This window comes from Actinoallomurus iriomotensis (assembly GCF_030269445.1).
GTDB lineage: Bacteria > Actinomycetota > Actinomycetes > Streptosporangiales > Streptosporangiaceae > Actinoallomurus > Actinoallomurus iriomotensis.
The window spans coordinates 37454-52776 of the sequence record NZ_BSTJ01000013.1 but is presented as its reverse complement, the minus strand read 5'-3'; the positions used below and the strand labels follow the sequence as shown (position 1 = coordinate 52776).

16 protein-coding genes are annotated in these 15323 nt (G+C 70.7%); 6 read left to right on the top strand and 10 right to left on the bottom strand.

What is annotated here, in order from left to right:
• Positions 1–3 precede the first annotated feature (3 nt).
• Both QSK37_RS41080 and QSK37_RS41075 read right to left on the bottom strand, forming a co-directional pair.
• Positions 4–2265: an FUSC family protein gene (locus QSK37_RS41080; protein ID WP_285632261.1), complete on the bottom strand. Its 2262-nt coding sequence runs from the start codon at positions 2263–2265 to the stop codon at positions 4–6.
• 107 nt (positions 2266–2372) lie between these two features.
• Complete coding sequence (locus QSK37_RS41075) at positions 2373–2975, bottom strand: TetR/AcrR family transcriptional regulator (RefSeq protein ID WP_285632259.1); 603 nt, start codon at positions 2973–2975, stop codon at positions 2373–2375.
• A gap of 179 nt (positions 2976–3154) precedes the next feature.
• Here QSK37_RS41075 and QSK37_RS41070 point away from each other — a divergent pair, with 179 nt between their 5' ends.
• The 4 genes from QSK37_RS41070 to QSK37_RS41055 all read left to right on the top strand — a co-directional run bounded on the left by QSK37_RS41070 (position 3155) and on the right by QSK37_RS41055 (position 6785).
• Positions 3155–4291: an FAD-dependent oxidoreductase gene (locus QSK37_RS41070; RefSeq protein WP_285632257.1), complete on the top strand. Its 1137-nt coding sequence runs from the start codon at positions 3155–3157 to the stop codon at positions 4289–4291.
• Between the two features lie 86 nt (positions 4292–4377).
• The gene (locus tag QSK37_RS41065) at positions 4378–4731 is read left to right on the top strand and encodes a hypothetical protein (protein WP_285632256.1); all 354 of its coding nucleotides are present in this window, start codon (positions 4378–4380) and stop codon (positions 4729–4731) included.
• A 75-nt stretch (positions 4732–4806) separates the two neighbouring features.
• A complete protein-coding gene (locus QSK37_RS41060) occupies positions 4807–5568 on the top strand; it encodes a DUF6928 family protein (protein ID WP_285632254.1) in 762 nt (253 codons plus the stop codon).
• Between the two features lie 41 nt (positions 5569–5609).
• Positions 5610–6785, top strand: coding sequence for a geranylgeranyl reductase family protein (locus tag QSK37_RS41055; RefSeq protein ID WP_285632252.1), 1176 nt, complete (start codon positions 5610–5612; stop codon positions 6783–6785).
• A 57-nt stretch (positions 6786–6842) separates the two neighbouring features.
• Here QSK37_RS41055 and ehuA read toward each other — a convergent pair whose 3' ends face one another.
• The 8 genes from ehuA to ectA form a co-directional block, all read right to left on the bottom strand.
• A complete protein-coding gene (ehuA, locus tag QSK37_RS41050) occupies positions 6843–7661 on the bottom strand; it encodes an ectoine/hydroxyectoine ABC transporter ATP-binding protein EhuA (RefSeq protein WP_285632247.1) in 819 nt (272 codons plus the stop codon).
• Positions 7648–8301: an ectoine/hydroxyectoine ABC transporter permease subunit EhuD gene (gene ehuD, locus QSK37_RS41045; protein WP_285576477.1), complete on the bottom strand. Its 654-nt coding sequence runs from the start codon at positions 8299–8301 to the stop codon at positions 7648–7650. Before ehuD ends, ehuA begins: the two co-directional genes overlap by 14 nt.
• On the bottom strand, positions 8298–8999 hold the full coding sequence (gene ehuC, locus QSK37_RS41040) for an ectoine/hydroxyectoine ABC transporter permease subunit EhuC (RefSeq protein ID WP_285632244.1): 702 nt from the start codon (positions 8997–8999) through the stop codon (positions 8298–8300). The genes ehuD and ehuC overlap by 4 nt, the downstream gene beginning before the upstream one ends.
• Positions 9000–9005: 6 nt before the next feature.
• The gene (ehuB, locus tag QSK37_RS41035) at positions 9006–9893 is read right to left on the bottom strand and encodes an ectoine/hydroxyectoine ABC transporter substrate-binding protein EhuB (protein ID WP_285632241.1); all 888 of its coding nucleotides are present in this window, start codon (positions 9891–9893) and stop codon (positions 9006–9008) included.
• Positions 9894–9970: 77 nt separating this feature from the next.
• A complete protein-coding gene (gene thpD / locus QSK37_RS41030) occupies positions 9971–10879 on the bottom strand; it encodes an ectoine hydroxylase (protein WP_285632238.1) in 909 nt (302 codons plus the stop codon).
• Position 10880: 1 nt separating this feature from the next.
• The gene (locus QSK37_RS41025; protein ID WP_285632235.1) at positions 10881–11273 is read right to left on the bottom strand and encodes an ectoine synthase; all 393 of its coding nucleotides are present in this window, start codon (positions 11271–11273) and stop codon (positions 10881–10883) included.
• Between the two features lie 53 nt (positions 11274–11326).
• Positions 11327–12583, bottom strand: coding sequence for a diaminobutyrate--2-oxoglutarate transaminase (gene ectB / locus QSK37_RS41020; RefSeq protein ID WP_285632921.1), 1257 nt, complete (start codon positions 12581–12583; stop codon positions 11327–11329).
• 5 nt (positions 12584–12588) lie between these two features.
• Positions 12589–13125 (bottom strand): diaminobutyrate acetyltransferase, encoded by a 537-nt coding sequence (gene ectA, locus QSK37_RS41015; protein WP_285576467.1) that lies wholly within the window; start codon positions 13123–13125, stop codon positions 12589–12591.
• Positions 13126–13501: 376 nt separating this feature from the next.
• Between ectA and QSK37_RS41010 the strand changes: the two genes are divergently transcribed.
• Both QSK37_RS41010 and QSK37_RS41005 read left to right on the top strand, forming a co-directional pair.
• Complete coding sequence (locus QSK37_RS41010) at positions 13502–14554, top strand: NAD-dependent epimerase/dehydratase family protein (RefSeq protein ID WP_285632232.1); 1053 nt, start codon at positions 13502–13504, stop codon at positions 14552–14554.
• 10 nt (positions 14555–14564) lie between these two features.
• Positions 14565–15056: a nitroreductase/quinone reductase family protein gene (locus QSK37_RS41005; RefSeq protein ID WP_285576464.1), complete on the top strand. Its 492-nt coding sequence runs from the start codon at positions 14565–14567 to the stop codon at positions 15054–15056.
• Positions 15057–15323 lie beyond the last annotated feature (267 nt).

Genomic DNA, 15323 nt, shown 5'->3' with positions numbered 1-15323 from the left:
CGCTCAGCGCCACCAGGGCGCCCGCCGGAGCCGTGCGATCTGATCGGCCGGGCCGGTCAGATCCTCCAGGTACGGCACGACGTGCTCCAGGTGCTGCGCCACCCACAGCGTGCAGGCGATGTTCCGGTCCGACGCGTCGAGTGCGGACCGGGCCAGGCGCAGTGACTCTGGGGAAGGCGGCCGCAGCGGGACGAACGGCCTACCGGCGGGCGGGCCGAGATGCCCGGCGACCTCGTCGAACCAGCCGGTCAGCCGGGTGGCCTGCGCGCTGAGCGCACGGCTCGCCGGATCGGGTTCGGCGTCCGGGCTGGGCAGCCCGGCCATGGAGAGGCCCGTCAGGCGCAGTCGCACCGTGCCCCCGACGAGCCGCCACAGCTCCTCCTTGGACAGGTGTTTCGTGCCCTGCTCGGCCAGGAAGCCGCGCAGAGCGTCGTCGAGCCGGAGTCCCGCCGTGACGGCCGGCGCCGCGTCGGGCGGCGACGGACGCACCCCGAGCGCCCAGGCGACCGACTGGCACAGGTAGTCGCCGCCCCGCCGGAACGCGTCCGCGAGCGCGTCACCGACCACCGCGCTCGCCCCGCGCGGCCACAGCAGCACGCCGACCACCAGACTGACCGCGCAGCCGATGGCCACGTCCTCCAGGCGCAGCATGCCGACCCGCCACCCGGCGGGCGCCACCAGGTTGTAGAGCACCGAGACCATGACGGTGAAGGCCGCCTGCCCGACCGCGAACGGCGCCGTCCCCGGCGCGTACGCGCCCACGGCCATCGCCACCGGAAGCGCCACCCACAGTGCGGCCGGGCCGGTGCCGAGCGTCAGCAGGAGCAGCGCGCCGACGACGAATCCGGCGACCGTACCGGCCAGGGCGCGCATCGCCGTGGCGCCGGTCGAGGCGGCGCTCGTCCGCAGCACCGACAGCGTGCCCAGCACCACCCAGAAGCCGTGCTGCACGCCCGTCAGGTCGGCCACGGCGATCGCCGCGGCCAGCGCGACCGCCCCTCGCACGCTGTTGAGGAACCACGCCGAACGTACGCTGACATGCCGCAACGTCACGGTGGCGGCGCCGGCGAGCGCGGCGGTACGGGGCGCCTCCTCGCGCGGCCGGCGCTCCTCCACGACCCTCGGCCCGGCGGAGGGCGGGTCGCCGGGCAGGCCGTACCAACGCCGCCTCCGTCCGGCGATCGTGTCGGGATCGGCCCGCCGCATCGCGATCAGCGCGTCCTCGGTGGCCTGCTGGACCACGAGGGCCAGCGTCCGTGCGTGAAAGGACAGGTGGACCGCGTCGCGGTAGCGGGCCTCGACCACGCCCAGCCCGCGCAGGTGGGCGACGCTGGCCTCCAGGCACTCTCGCAGTGCCGGCAGGTCCGGGGTGACCCGCTCGTCCGAGAGTACGGCGGCCAGATCATGCAGCGTCCGTGCGGTCGCCGTCAGCAGCTCGCGCTCCACGGCGGGGACCGTGCTGAGGTCGCGATACTCGGCGAGACTCTCGCACACCACGGCGGTACACCACTCCAGGAGCCCGACCAGGTTGTCCAGTGCCTGATCGGTCGTGCCCAGGCCGGTGGGCCGGTACGGAGTCGCGGTGAACTCGCCGCGCAGCGCGTGCTCGGCCGCGAGCGACGCCTCGGCGTGCTCGGGGGTCAGCTCGTTCCGCAGCGCCGCGTCGAGCTGGTCGGCCAGCGCGTCGCCGCACGCCGCGGCGCAGGCGCGGAGCCGGTGTCCCGGCGGCCGGGGCGACAGGAGCAGCACCGCCGCCGTGCCCGCGACCGAGGCCATCCACCACCCGGCCAGCCGCGAGGGGATCATCTCGGCCGTACCGGGCATCGCCGCGGGCAGCACGTACGCGACCAGAGCAGCCGTCACGCCCGAGGCGGCGGCCGGGCCGGCCACCCCCGCGAACATCACCACGAAGGCCGCCGGCAGGGTGACCAGAACGGCCAGCGCCGGGGTGGAACCGACGACGGTGCCGAGCGCGACAAGGGCGCTTCCGACGACGGCGAGCCCGAGGTGGGCGGCCAGCTTCTCCCTCCGCGTCCCTCCGAACCCGGCCATGACCAGCGTGGCGAACCCACCGAACGCCGCGAAGGTCGCCACCTGCGGATCGCCGATCACCTCGGAGGAGAACGCGAACAACCCCGGCACCACGAGAACGGTCCGCAGCGCGCGCAACGCCGCCTCGGCCGACCAACCGGGCATCCATGCCGGCAACCGCGCAGCCAGGACCCGCCGGATGAGAGTGACCTCCCCTTTCAGCATTTCGGACATTCCGCCAGGTTGGCCTCATCGGCCGTGGCTGTCCAGCCAGGGCCGCTCGACGGAGATGCCGGCGCCTCAACGGCCGTGGTCCACCGCGATCAAGTCACGACGTGGTGTCAGCCCTCATCCGGCGGTGCCGCCGCGTGCGCGGATCCGAGCCCGAGATGGCCTGCCAGGGCGGCCACCTGGTCGGCGAATCGTTCGAGGAACTCGGGCGAGCGCGGGTCGACGCCGCAGGTGCCCTCGATGATGTGCGGCAGCGTGGTCGGCGCCATGGTCATGGCCATCAGCATGATCACCAGGCAGGCCGGGTCGAGATCGGCCGGCAGGCGACCGGACTCCTGCAGTTTCCGCAGCTCGTCGATGGTCTCGGCGAACAGGCCGGTGCGCGAGGGGGATTCGGACCCGGCGTACTCGAGCCCGTTCCAGGCCAGCAGCCGGACCCCGGCCGGGTTGCGCAACGCCTCCAGCGCATAGCGGCGTAGCTGCTCAGGCAACGGGGTGCCCGCCGGCGCCAGGTCGCCCTGGCGCCGCTGCCACTGCTGCGAGATGGCGCGATACAGGCCCTCTTTGCCGTCGAAGTAGTAGGAGATTAGCTGCACGTTCACCCCGGCGCGGGCGGCGATCGCGCTGATCCGTGCGCCGGCGTATCCGTGCGCGCCGAACTCGGCCATCGCCGCGTCCAGGATCAGCTCGCGGGTGCGCTGAGGATCGCGCACCCGCTCCTGCGGCCCGGGCGACCTACGGGGTTTCGAAGCGGACACAGGCGCGATCATACATCCGCGTGGCACTTTCAAGCATTTATTTGAAAGTCTCAAACGAACGCTTGACAGAGGGGCGCGGCCGGGGGCACCTTGGACCCGCACAACGACAAGCAGGAATCAGCAAGGAGATCGACATGCCCGACAGCCCACGAATCCTCATCGCCGGCGGCGGCGTCGGCGGTCTGGCCCTGGCGCAGGCGCTGCACCACGCCGGCCTGAACGTCGCCGTCTACGAGCAGGACCCGACCCCTCACGTTCGCGATCAGGGCTACCGCATCCACATCGACCCGAACGGCAATGCCGCCCTGGCCGAGTGCGTCTCACCGGAGGTGCTGGACACGCTGCGCGGCACCAGCGGCCGCAACGGCGATCTGGTGGCCACCTTCACCACCGGGCTGCAGCGGGTGTTCGTGCAGCACTTCCCCGACATCCCCGCCGAACAGCTCACCGCGGTCGACCGCGATTCCTTCCGCCGGGCGCTGCTCACCGGCCTCGACGACGTCGTCCACTTCGGGCGCACCGTGCGCGCCTACCAGGTCACCGGCTCAGGCCGGGTCCGGGTCGAGTTCGCCGAGGGTGGCGGCGACGAGGGCGATCTCCTGGTCGGCGCGGACGGCGTCGGCTCGGCCGTCCGCCGCCGGCTGCTGCCCGACGCCGTGGTGAACGATTTCGGCCTGCGCTGCGTCTACGGCCGGATGCCCCTCACCGGCCCCCTGAGTCCCGAGGAGTTCGAGCGCGGCCTGTGCTGGGTATCCGGCGGCAGCACCTGCGGCGCCGGCTTCGGCACCGTCCGATTTCGCACTCGCGCGGACCATCGACAGGACTACCTGATGGTCACCCTCCTCGCGACCCCCGAACGTCTCGGCGTCACGGACGACACGCTGTTCCGCATGTCGTCTGAGGAGCTGTGGAAACTCTCCGTGGACACCGTCGAGGGCTGGCACCCCACGATCCGCGAGATCTACGCTCACGCCGACGTCGACACGTTCTTCCCGATCACCTTCCGGATCAGCGAGCGGATCCCGAACTGGGAACCGTGCCCGGTCACCCTGCTCGGCGACGCGGTGCACACGATGCCGCCCACGGCCGGCGCGGGCGCGAACACCGCACTGGCCGACGCCGCCACCCTGGCCGGCGAGATCCTCTCCGCCGCACGGGGTGAGAAGTCGCTCACCGAAGCCGTCGCCGCCTACCAGGCGGTCATGCTGCCCCGCGGCTTCGAAGCCGTCGATAACTCCCGGCACATGGCCGCCCAGATGTTCGCGGATTGATCCAGCGCACTGGTGAGCGCATGGTGGGGAATAGTCTCGGCACCTGACCGGCGCCCGCCGGCCCGATTCCTCACGGCGGTGATCTCGTGTCCGAACCCGGTGACGATCCGGAGGAGCGCTCCCCGGGCCTCCCCGGCGAGCGGCGGCCCTGGCTGGTCGCCTGCCTCGTCGCCGTCTTCGTCGCGGCGGGTCTCGTCACGGTCCTGGCGTCCGGGCAGAACCATGACGGCGAGGCGAAACTCGTCTGCGAGCGCTTCGTCCGGGGCCGCGAGGCCGGCGCGGACGTGCGCTTCTCCCGGGAGAAGGTCCGCGACCTGTCATCGGTCCGGCACGTCGTCACCGGTACGGCACTCGTCGCCGGGCGTCCGCCGGCGCCGTACACCTGCACCGTCGCCCACGGCGGCACCTCGTGGAACCTGATCTCCCTGACCGGGGTCTGAACGCCGCGCCCGTCTGTCGGCACCCACGGATAGCGTGCGGACCTCGCTGGAAGCGAGACCGGAAGAGGGAGCGGCATGGGTGCGAAAACGGCGTTGCTGGCGTTCAGCGAGGGTGACCTCCGTCCGGCGTTGCGCGGAGCGACGCGGGCGGAGCGCTCCGAGGTCGAGACGCCGGTGCGCCGGGTCCTTCCGGGTTACGCGGTCGCGCCCGACGGGGACGGGACGCTGCTGGACTGGGTCTACCCGCCGGACGACATGACGTACGCGACGGTCCTTGCCGGGGCGGAGCTGTTCTGCGACCGGAGGTTCATGCTCGACCGCCCGTCCGAGCTGCCGGCGCACCTGCACGACGCGGCCGCGGGCCGGCGGATCGTCGTGCACGGGATGCACTCGGTGGTGGACTGGCTCGGCTTCGGGGTCTGGGAGGACGGCGAGCTGGTCCGGTCGCTGAGCCTGTCCCCCGACGGCGGCGTCATGGAGAACATCGGCGACCCGTACGACTTCGAGCTGCCGTTCTGGGCGGGCGAGCATCCCGTCGAGCCCATGCCCGGATGGCCGGACGAAGGCCCGTACCCGTTGCCGTTCCACCCGCTCGACCTGGGGGAAGAGGCGTTGCGTGCACTGTTCGGCTTCACGGTGGAGGGTGCTCCGGCACCGGACGACATCGATCCGCACGAGGTCCACCTGCACGGGTTCCGGGTGGCCGACCCGTCGGGTGCGGAGCAGGCCGTGCGGGAGGCCGCCTACGCGGAGGCGGTACGGGCGATGGGACGGCCTCGCAGGTTCACCCTCGGGCCGGACGGGGCGTGGCAGGAGATCGGCGCGGACGGCGGCTGAACGCGTACGGGCGGTGCGCGGGTGATCGATAGGGTGACGGCGTGGCTGGGGGCATCGAGACATCAGAGCCGTACGACGTCGTCATCGTCGGCGCGGGGCCGGCCGGCAGCAGCGCGGCTCTCGCCGCGGCCAGGGCCGGCGCGAACACCCTGATCCTCGACCGCTCGTCGTTCCCCCGCTACAAGACCTGCGGCGGCGGCCTCATCGGCGTCACGCTCGCCTCGCTGCCCGCCGGCCTCGACGTCCCGGTGCGGCAGGAGATCGTCTCCGCGACGTTCAGCGAACGCGGGAAGGACGTCCGGCACCGCACGTCGCCCACGCGCATCCTGTCGCTCACCGACCGCACCGAGTTCGACCACGCGCTCCTGAACGGCGCCGTCGCCGAGGGCGCCGTGGTACGGCACGGCGTGACGGTCTCCTCGATCACCGAGGCGGACAGCGTGGTGGAGCTGGCCACGAGCCAGGGACCGGTGCGCGCGCGTTACGTCGTCGGCGCGGACGGCAGCGCCAGCCGTACGGCCCGGCACGTCGGCGTGGAGCTCGGCCAGGTCGACCTCGGCCTGGAGGTCGAGCTCGACGCGGCGGGCGTGGGCGACGCGTGGCAGGGGCGGATCCACATCGACTGGGGGCCGATCCCCGGGTCGTACGCATGGGTCTTCCCCAAGGGCGAGCGCCTCACGGTCGGGGTGATCGCCCGTAAGGGCACGCCCGACCGCACGCGCGCCTACCTCAAGGCGTTCCTTCGCGAGCAGGGGCTGCGGGACCAGAAGGTCCTCCACGAGTCCGGCCACCTGACGCGCTGCCGGACCCCCGGATCGCCCCTGGGCCGGGGCCGGGTGCTGCTCTGCGGCGACGCCGCCGGCCTGCTCGAACCCTGGACCCGCGAAGGCATCTCCTTCGCGGTCAGGTCGGGGACCATGGCCGGCCGGACCGCGGCACGGGCGGCGCGCGGAGAGCTGGCCGACGCGCAGGGCGCGTACGCGGCGGAGGTCGACTCGTCGCTGGCGCGCGAGATGCGGGCCGGCGCCCTGTTCCTGACGGCGTTCGAACGCCACCCCCGGACGATGCACCGGCTGCTGACCCGCACTCCGTGGGGATGGCGGCTGTTCTGCCGGATCACCCTGGGCGAGACCACGCTCGCCCGGATCGTGCGCCACCGGTCGGCGCGGCTGGCGCTCCGTCTCCTGGCGAGCGGCCGGGCGAGCGACGCGGAATGACGAAGGCCGCCGGGAGCCCGTGGGCGTCCCGGCGGCCTCTCGACGAGAGCGCGCCGCTCAGTGCTGGTCGAGGACCGCGTGCAGGAAGTCCTGCGTACGCTGGTTCTCCGGCTCACTGAAGATCTTCTCCGGCGAGCCCTCCTCGACGATCTGTCCCTGGTCGAACATCAGCACCCGATGGGACACGTCACGGGCGAAGCCCATCTCGTGCGTCACGCAGAGCATCGTGATGTCGGTCTCGTTCGCGATGTCGCGCAGCACGTCGAGCACGCCCGCCACGAGCTCGGGGTCGAGCGCCGAGGTGACCTCGTCCAGCAGCAGGATCTTCGGCTGCATCGCGAGGGCGCGGGCGATCGCGACGCGCTGCTGCTGCCCGCCGGACAGCTGGGCGGGATGGGCGTCCGCCTTGTCGGCCAGGCCGACCAGGTCCAGCAGCCCGCGGGCCCGCTCGTTCGCCTCGTCACGGGACAGCTTGAGGACGTGCACGGGCGCCTCGGTGACGTTGCGCAGCACCGACATGTTCGGGAACAGGTTGAACTGCTGGAACACCATCCCGATGTCGCCGCGGACCTTGTGCAGGTACTTGTCGTCCGCGGGCACGAGGCGCTCGCCGCGCTTCATGTGCGACAGCGGGTGGCCGTTCACCCAGATGACGCCGTCGTCCACCTTCTCCAGCGTCATCAGCAGCCGCAGGATCGTCGTCTTGCCCGAACCGCTCGGGCCGATGAGGGTGACGCGCTCGCCGGGGGCGACGGCGAAGTCCAGCTCGCGCAGGACCACGTTGTCGCCGAAACGCTTCACGACCCCATCGAACCGGATGCCGTCGGCGTGCTCCCGCGGCGGCAGCGCCTCGGCGGCGGGGTCAGTTGTTGCCATAGCGGAACTCCAGGCGTCGCAGGAGGAGAGAGGACAGAACGCTGACGATGACGAACAGCACACCGACGATCGTCATCGGCTCCAGGAAGCGCAGCGACTTGGCGCCCACGTCGTACGCGCTGTGCAGCATCTCGGGCACGGTGATCGCCAGCAGCAGCGGCGAGTCCTTGAACATCGCGATGAGGTAGTTGCCCAGGGTCGGGATGACCTTGCGCACCGCCTGTGGGAGGACGACGCCGAACCAGACCCGCCGGCGCGGCAGGTTGAGGGCGGTCGTGGCCTCCCACTGGCCGGCGGGCACGTCCGCGATGCCGGCCCGGTACACCTCCGAGGTGTAGGAGGAGTAGTGCACGCCGAGGCCGATCACGCCGGTGACCAGCGCGCTGAACGTCAGGCCGATCGAGGGCAGCGCGAAGAACAGGAAGAACAGCTGCACCAGCAGCGGCGTGCTGCGGATGAACTCCACCACCCAGCGGACCACCTGGTTCACGACCCGGCTGGGCGAGCGGCGCAGCACGGCCCAGAGCAGGCCGAGGACCAGCGCGACGGCGTAGCCGAGCAGCGTCGCCTCGACCGTGACGACCAGCCCGCGCAGCAGGTCCGGGAGGATCTTCCCGGCGAAGTGCCAGTCCCAGATCACTTGGCCGCCCCCAGAGTGTCGAGGGCCGACCGCGCCGCGCGTCCCGGCCGCCGCCCCAGCATGATGTCGGCGCGGCGCTCCATGTAGCGCACGAGCAGCTGGAGCACCTGGGCGATCACGAAGTAGATCACCAGGATCACCAGGAAGACCGCGGTGGTCTGGCCGGTGGACTGGCGCAGTTGCTGCGCCCGGAGCATCAGGTCGGCGATGGAGATCAGCGACACGACCGCGCTGCCCTTCATGAGCTCGATCAGCAGATTGCCGAACGGCGGCAGCATCAGCGCGACCGCCTGCGGCAGCAGGACCCGCCGCAGGCGCTGCCACGGCCGCATGTTCAGCGCGATCGTGGCCTCGAACTGCGCCTTGGGCACCGCCTTCACGGCGCCGCGCACGACCTCGGCGCCGTACGCGCCGACGTTGAGGCCGAGCGCGAGGACGGCCGCGAACATCGGCGCGAACCTGAACCCGATCAGCGGCAGCGCGTAGAACAGCCAGTACATGAGCACGAGCGTCGCGGTGCCGCGGAAGAACTCCACGTAGACCCGGCCGACCGCCCGCACCCACGCCGACCGCGCGCCGCCCATGAGACCGAAGACGAAGGCGAGCACGAGCGCGAGCGCGCTGCCGTACACGGTGAGCTGGATGGTGACCCACGCGCCCCGGAGCAGCAGCGGGTAGCTGCTGAGGACGTCAGACACCCCGGATCAGCCCTTGCAGAGCTCGGCGGCGGTGTGGCTGCCCGGCAACTCGGCCTGGGTGAAGCCGAACGGCTGGATGATCGGCAGGAGCCGGTTGTTCTGCTTGAGCTCCGCGAGCTTGCCGTTGAAGGCGTTCAGCAGGTCGGTGTCCGCCTTGCGGAACGCGAAGCCGCCCGCGCCGAACTGCTCCTTGCCGTCGATCAGCGGCACGAACGCCTCGGTGAGCTCGTACGGCGCGCCCGGGTGCTTGGACAGCGTGTCGGCGAGCGAGATGCGGGTCAGCGCGATCGCGTCGATGCGCCCGGCCTTGAGGCCCTCGTACGCGCTGGGCTGGTCGGCGAAGGTCTTGATGTTGCCCTTCTTCACGCCGAGCTTGGTGGCGTACCCCTCCTCGACCGCTCCGGTGAGCACGCCGAGCTTGATGTTCTGCTTGGCGGCGTCCTCGAACCGCTTGATGCCCTTCGGGTTTCCCTTGGGCACCAGGAACGCGGTCGTCGCGACGTAGTCCGGGTCGGCGAAGGCGACCTGGGCGCACCGCTCGGGCGTGATGAACATGCCGGCCGCGATGGTGTCGAAGCGGCGGGCCTGCAGACCGCCGATGAGGCCGCCGAAGTCGACCTGAACGCCTCGTACGTCCTTGATGCCCAGTTCCTTGAAGACCACCCGAGCCAGTTCCGGCGCCTCACCGGTGAGCTTGCCGCTCTTGTCCGTGAAGCCGTACGGCGACTCGTTGGCGAAGCCCACCTGGATGTAGCCCTGCTGCTTGGCGCGCTCCAAGGTGCCACCGCCGGACCGTTCCTTGCCGGGGTCCGTGGTCGAGCACGCCGCCGCGAGAGGCACGGCTCCGGCCAGCACGGCCGCGGTGCGGAGGAAGTCACGTCGTGATGAGGTCATGGGGGATCTCCAAGGTCCGAGAGCCCGGCGGTGGCCACCCCGGAAACCGGGGTGGCCACCGCCGAAGGCTCGGGGGATTATCTGTCGCCTACCGGGGTGAAGTCCCGGGCGGCGATGAACTCGGGTCGGCGGGACGGTGCGGCGAAGGGCTCCTCACAGGTGTTCTCGACGCTGTTGAAGACGATGAAGACGTTCGATCGCGGGAACGGCGTGATGTTGCCGTTCGAACCGTGCATGCAATTGCAGTCGAACATCGTCGCCGAGCCCGCGGGCCCGGTGAACAGATCGATGCCGTGCTTGTTGGCCAGGATCGACAGGCTGTCGGGGTCGGGAGTGCCGACCTCCTGACCGCGCAGCGACTCTTTGTAGTGATCGTTCGGGGTTTCGCCCACACACGAGACGAACGTCCGATGCGATCCCGGCATGATCATCAAGCCACCATTGTGGACGAAATTCTCGGTGAGCGCGATGGAAATGCTTACAGCACGCATACGAGGCATTCCGTCTTCGGCGTGCCACGTCTCGAAGTCCGAGTGCCAGTAGAAGTCCTTGCCCTTGAACCCCGGCTTGTAGTTGACCCGGCTCTGGTGCACGTACACGTCGGAGCCCAGGATCTGGCGGGCCCGGCCGACCACGCGCGGGTCGGTCACCAGCTCGGCGAACACCTCGCTGACCTTGTGCACCTCGAAGATGGACCGGATCTCGTCGGAGCCGCGCTCGGTGACGGTCCGCTCGTCGCGCAGCACGGCCTCGTCCTCGGACAGCCGGCGCAGCTCGGCGCGGTAGCGTTCGATCTCCTCGGGCGCGAGCAGCTCCTCGATCGTCAGGAAACCCTTCTCGTCGTACGAGGTGAGGGTCTCGGCGTCGATGGGACCGTCGCCGGGGCCGCCGTACGCCACGGGGTCGGTGCGGTAGAGCAGTGCGGGCTCGCCGGCCTTGCGGGTGGGGTAGAGGTCGTTGGGTCCGGGGTTCGGGTGCTCGATCATTTCAGGCCTCCTCGGTGATCAGGGGGTAGACGCCGTTCTCGTCGTGCACCTCCCGTCCCGTGCATGGTGGGTTGAAGACGCAGACGGTCCGCAGGTCGGTCTGGGGCCGTACGGTGTGGTGCTCGTGGCCGTCGAGGAGATAGAGCGTGCCGGGCTCGAGATGGTGCTTCTCACCGGTCTCCTCGTTGATGAGCTCGCCCTCGCCCTCGATGACGTAGACGCCCTCGATGTGGTTGGCGTACCACATGTGCGTCTCGGTGCCGGCGTACATCACGGTCTCGTGCATAGAGAAGCCGACCTTCTCGCTCGCCAGCACGAAGCGACGGCTCCGCCAGGTGGGTGCCTCCACGTCGCGTTCGGTACCGCTGATCTCCTTCAGCGAGCGGACGATCAATGGGTTCTCCCTTCCTTGTGCCTTGTCTGCCTTGGTCTGCTTGGTCTTTCTGGTCAGGCGAGCACCGCGTCCACGGAGGACGCGATGATGTCGAGCCCCTCGTCGAGCTCGTCGGAGGTAGTGGTGAGCGGCGGCAGCAGCTTGACGACCTCGCTCTCCGGCCCGGAGGTCTCCATGAGCAGGCGGCGGTCGAACGCCTCGGCGCACACCCTCGTCGCCGTCGCGGGCTCGGTGAAGGCGAGTCCCTGGGCGAGGCCGCGCCCGCGGACCCCGCTGATCGCCTCGGGGTGGGCCGCGGCGATCTTCCCGAGCGCCTGCTCGACCTGCTCGCTCCTGGCGAGGGTCTCCTTCTCCATCCCCTTGCCGCCCTCGCCGTCCCAGAACTCCAGCGCGGCCGTGGCGGTGACGAACGCCGGGTTGAACCCGCGGAACGTTCCGTTGTGCTCGCCGGGCTCCCACACGTCGAGCTCCGGCCTGAGCAACGTCACGGCGAACGGCAGGCCGTAGCCGCTCAGCGACTTGGACAGACAGACGATGTCGGGCACGATGCCGGCCTGCTCGAAGCTGAAGAACGGCCCGGTGCGCCCGCAGCCCATCTGGACGTCGTCGACGATGAGCAGCATCTCGTGGCGCCGGCACACGTCGGCCAGGCCGCGGAGCCATTCGGGGGTGGCGGCGTTCAGCCCGCCCTCGCCCTGGACGGTCTCCACGATGACCGCGGCCGGAGCGTCCAGGCCGCTGCCGCTGTCCTCCAGCAGCCGCTCGAACAGCAGGAAGTCCGGGGTCCGCCCGTCGAGGTAGTTGTCGAACGGCATGGGCACCGAGTGGCCCAGCGGGATCCCGGCGCCGCCACGCTTCATGCCGTTGCCGGTGACCGCGAGCGCACCGAGCGACATGCCGTGGAAGCCGTTGGTGAAGCTGACGATCGTCTCCCGGCCGGTGTACTTGCGGGCGAGCTTCAGCGCCGCCTCGACCGCGGTCGTGCCCGCCGGGCCGGGGAACTGGACGCGGTAGTCGAGCCCGCGCGGTGCCAGCACGACGTTCTGGAACGTTTCAAGGAAGCGCCGCTTCGCGACCGTGTACATGTCGAGGCCGTGCACGACGTTGTCGTCGGCCAGATAAGCGAGGAGTTTCTCCTTCAGCAGCGGGTGATTGTGGCCGTAATTCAGCGTTCCCGCGCCGGCGAAGAAGTCGAGAAAGGCGTTGCCCTCCTCGTCGTACAGGCGGCTGCCGGAGGCTTTCTGGAACACCGCCGGCCACCCCCGGCAGTAGCTGCGGACCTCGGACTCGAGCGACTCGAACACGTCCATGCGTCTCACCTGTCTCCTGACATGGCTGGTACGTCCAGTGGGCCGATGCGGTAGAGCTCCTCCGGCTCGTGGTCGCCGGGGAACAGCTCCTCGGAGAGGAGCGGGGTGCGGCGCAGTTCGGCGCCGCGATCGCGGGCGAAGGCGGTGAAGAGCCGGGATGAGGCGACGTTGTCCGGGGTCACGGTCGCCTCGACGTACCGGTGGCCCCGGTCGGCGAGGTGGCCGAGCATACGGCCGGCGAGAGAGCGGCCGCGCCAGTCCTTTTCCACCGCGACCTGCCAGACGAAGAGGGTCCCGGGCTCCTCGGGCCGGTCGAAACCGGTCACGAAGCCGCGGATCTCACCGCCGGACCGGGCGACCACGGAGGTCGCCGCGAAGTCACGGCACCAGAGCACATAGCTGTAGGGAGAATTGAGGTCGAGGGTCTTCGAATCACGCGCGATGCGCCACAAATGGCGGCCGTCTTCGATTCTGGGAGGCTCGAACACCTCGGTGTCGGCGATGGTCGGGGAATGCGGTGCGCTCGGATGTCCTGACGACATGGGTTCCGAATTTAGCGAACCCGAAACCTCACTCCGGACCGGTTTTTGATCACTGTGTTTGAACCCCGCAATTCGGGGGTAGATCGGCAGGTTTTCCGCTTTTGGCCGCTCGGGACGGCGGTCACGTGAAAATGATCACGAAGGCGGATCCCCTGCCTGGCCTGGGCAAACGCGAGCATAGCGGACCGGCGGGGCCATCGCGCATCTCGACATACGGACACGTCTCATCCCAAAACGTGACGCCAAGGGCACCGCAGAGGCGGCGTTAACTTTTGAGATCTAGATCACACCCTTTGTTGCAAACCGGTAACAGATGTGAGGCGTCTCGGTTCACGCCCATGACGGTGAATGATCACCGAGGACTACGTTGAAGGTCATGCGGGTACTCGTCACCGGTGCTTCGGGCTACGTCGGGTCGCACGCGGTGAAGTCGCTCCTCGCCTTCGGTCACCGCCCCCGGCTGCTCGTCCGCGACTCCGGCCGGACGGGCCGCACCCTCGCCGATCTCGGGGTCGACCCCGATGACACCGAGATGTGCCCCGGCGACATGCTCGACCAGGAGGCCGTCGGCCGCGCCCTCGACGGCTGCGACGCGGTGATCCACGCCGCGGCGGCCCTCGGCGTCACGGGCCGTCGTACGGACCTGGTCACGGTCAACGTCACCGGCACGCGCAACGTCGTCGGCGGCGCGGTGGCCCGCGGCCTGGACCCGGTGATCCACACGTCCACGATCGCGGTGTTCGTCCCGCCCGCGAGCCCGGTGATCACCTCCGACGCTCCCCTGGCGCGGCCGCGCACCGGGTACGGGCGGTCCAAGCTGGAGGCCGAGCGGTACGCGCGGAGCCTGCAGGACGACGGCGCGCCGGTCACGATCGTCTATCCGGGCGGGGTGCTCGGGCCGTCCCAGCCCCACCTGGACGCGATGCCGGCGGGTCTGGCGGCCGGACTGGGCATCGCCTGGCCGGTGGCGCCCGGCGGAGTGTCGCTTCTGGACGTGCGCGACCTGGGAGAGGCGCTGGCCCGCTGCGTCGAGCCCGGCCGTGGCGCCCGGCGGCTCATCCTGGGCGGGCACTACGTGCGATGGCCGGAGTTCGCCGACCTGTGCGACGCGCTGACCGGCGTCCGCTGCCGCCGGATCCGCTTGCCCGGCGGTCTCATGATCGCGCTCGGTACGCTGCTGGACGTCGCGAAGAAGGTGCACGGGTTCCGCTACCCGCTGACGCGGGACGCGGCCGAGCTGATGGTGACGCTCGTCCCCTCGGACGACACGGTCGCCCTCGATGCTCTCGGCCTGACGCTCCGCCCGTTGGAGGAGAGCGTGGCCGACACCCTGCGCTGGCTCGCCGCCGCGGGACACCTGCGCCCGGCCCGTGCCGGGCGCCTGGGACCGGTAGGACAGCGGGGCTTTGAGACAGGCCCCAGACCATGAGGAGCTCGTGATGCCCGTTCGCGCCCTGCAGGGAGTGCTCACACCGGTCGCCCGGCGGCTGGCGAGCGCGCCGTGGTTCGCCCGGATCGGCCCGAAGGTCGTCCCGCCGCTCGACCGGGTGCTCCACCGCCTGTCCGGCGGGCGCGTCCTGCTGCCGGCGATCGTGCTGCCGAGCATCGTGCTCACGACGACCGGCCGCAAGACCGGCCTGGCACGGGAGACGCCGCTGATCTGCCTGCCCGAGGAGGACGGGTCGTTCGTCGTCGTCGGCAGCAACTTCGGCCGCGACCACCACCCGGCATGGACGGCGAACCTCCTGGCCGACCCGAAGGCCGAGGTCCGCTACCAGGGCCGCCGCATCCCGGTCACGGCACAGGCGCTGGAGGGCGCCGACCGCGCCGAGGTCTGGCCCCGCCTGGTGCGGATCTGGTCGGTCTACGACACCTACGTCGCGCGCGCCGACCAGCGCGAACTGCGCGTCTTCCGCCTCAGCCCGTCCTGACCGGCCTCAGCCACTCGCCTTCGGCGAAGGCACCGGAACCGGCGCGCCCGACTACGGCACGCCGCGAATCCGCCCCCGCCGCGTACGGACCTGATCGACCCACGACACCCACCTCGAACGCGCCGACCAGCGCGAACCGCGCGTCTTCCGCCTCAGCCCGTCCTGACCGGCCTCAGCCACTCGCCTTCGGCGAAGGCACCGGAACCGGCGCGCCCGACTACGGCACGCCGCGAATCCGCCCCCGCCGCGTACGGACCTGATCGACCC

Coding starts and splice junctions, on each gene's coding strand:
- ectB (WP_285632921.1), bottom strand. CDS start 12,583: ATGGACGTGTTCGAGTCGCTCGAGTCCGAGGTCCGCAGCTACTGCCGG.
- thpD (WP_285632238.1), bottom strand. CDS start 10,879: ATGATCGAGCACCCGAACCCCGGACCCAACGACCTCTACCCCACCCGC.
- QSK37_RS41070 (WP_285632257.1), top strand. CDS start 3,155: ATGCCCGACAGCCCACGAATCCTCATCGCCGGCGGCGGCGTCGGCGGT.
- ectA (WP_285576467.1), bottom strand. CDS start 13,125: ATGTCGTCAGGACATCCGAGCGCACCGCATTCCCCGACCATCGCCGAC.
- ehuA (WP_285632247.1), bottom strand. CDS start 7,661: ATGGCAACAACTGACCCCGCCGCCGAGGCGCTGCCGCCGCGGGAGCAC.
- QSK37_RS41005 (WP_285576464.1), top strand. CDS start 14,565: ATGCCCGTTCGCGCCCTGCAGGGAGTGCTCACACCGGTCGCCCGGCGG.
- QSK37_RS41060 (WP_285632254.1), top strand. CDS start 4,807: ATGGGTGCGAAAACGGCGTTGCTGGCGTTCAGCGAGGGTGACCTCCGT.
- QSK37_RS41010 (WP_285632232.1), top strand. CDS start 13,502: ATGCGGGTACTCGTCACCGGTGCTTCGGGCTACGTCGGGTCGCACGCG.
- QSK37_RS41080 (WP_285632261.1), bottom strand. CDS start 2,265: ATGTCCGAAATGCTGAAAGGGGAGGTCACTCTCATCCGGCGGGTCCTG.
- ehuB (WP_285632241.1), bottom strand. CDS start 9,893: ATGACCTCATCACGACGTGACTTCCTCCGCACCGCGGCCGTGCTGGCC.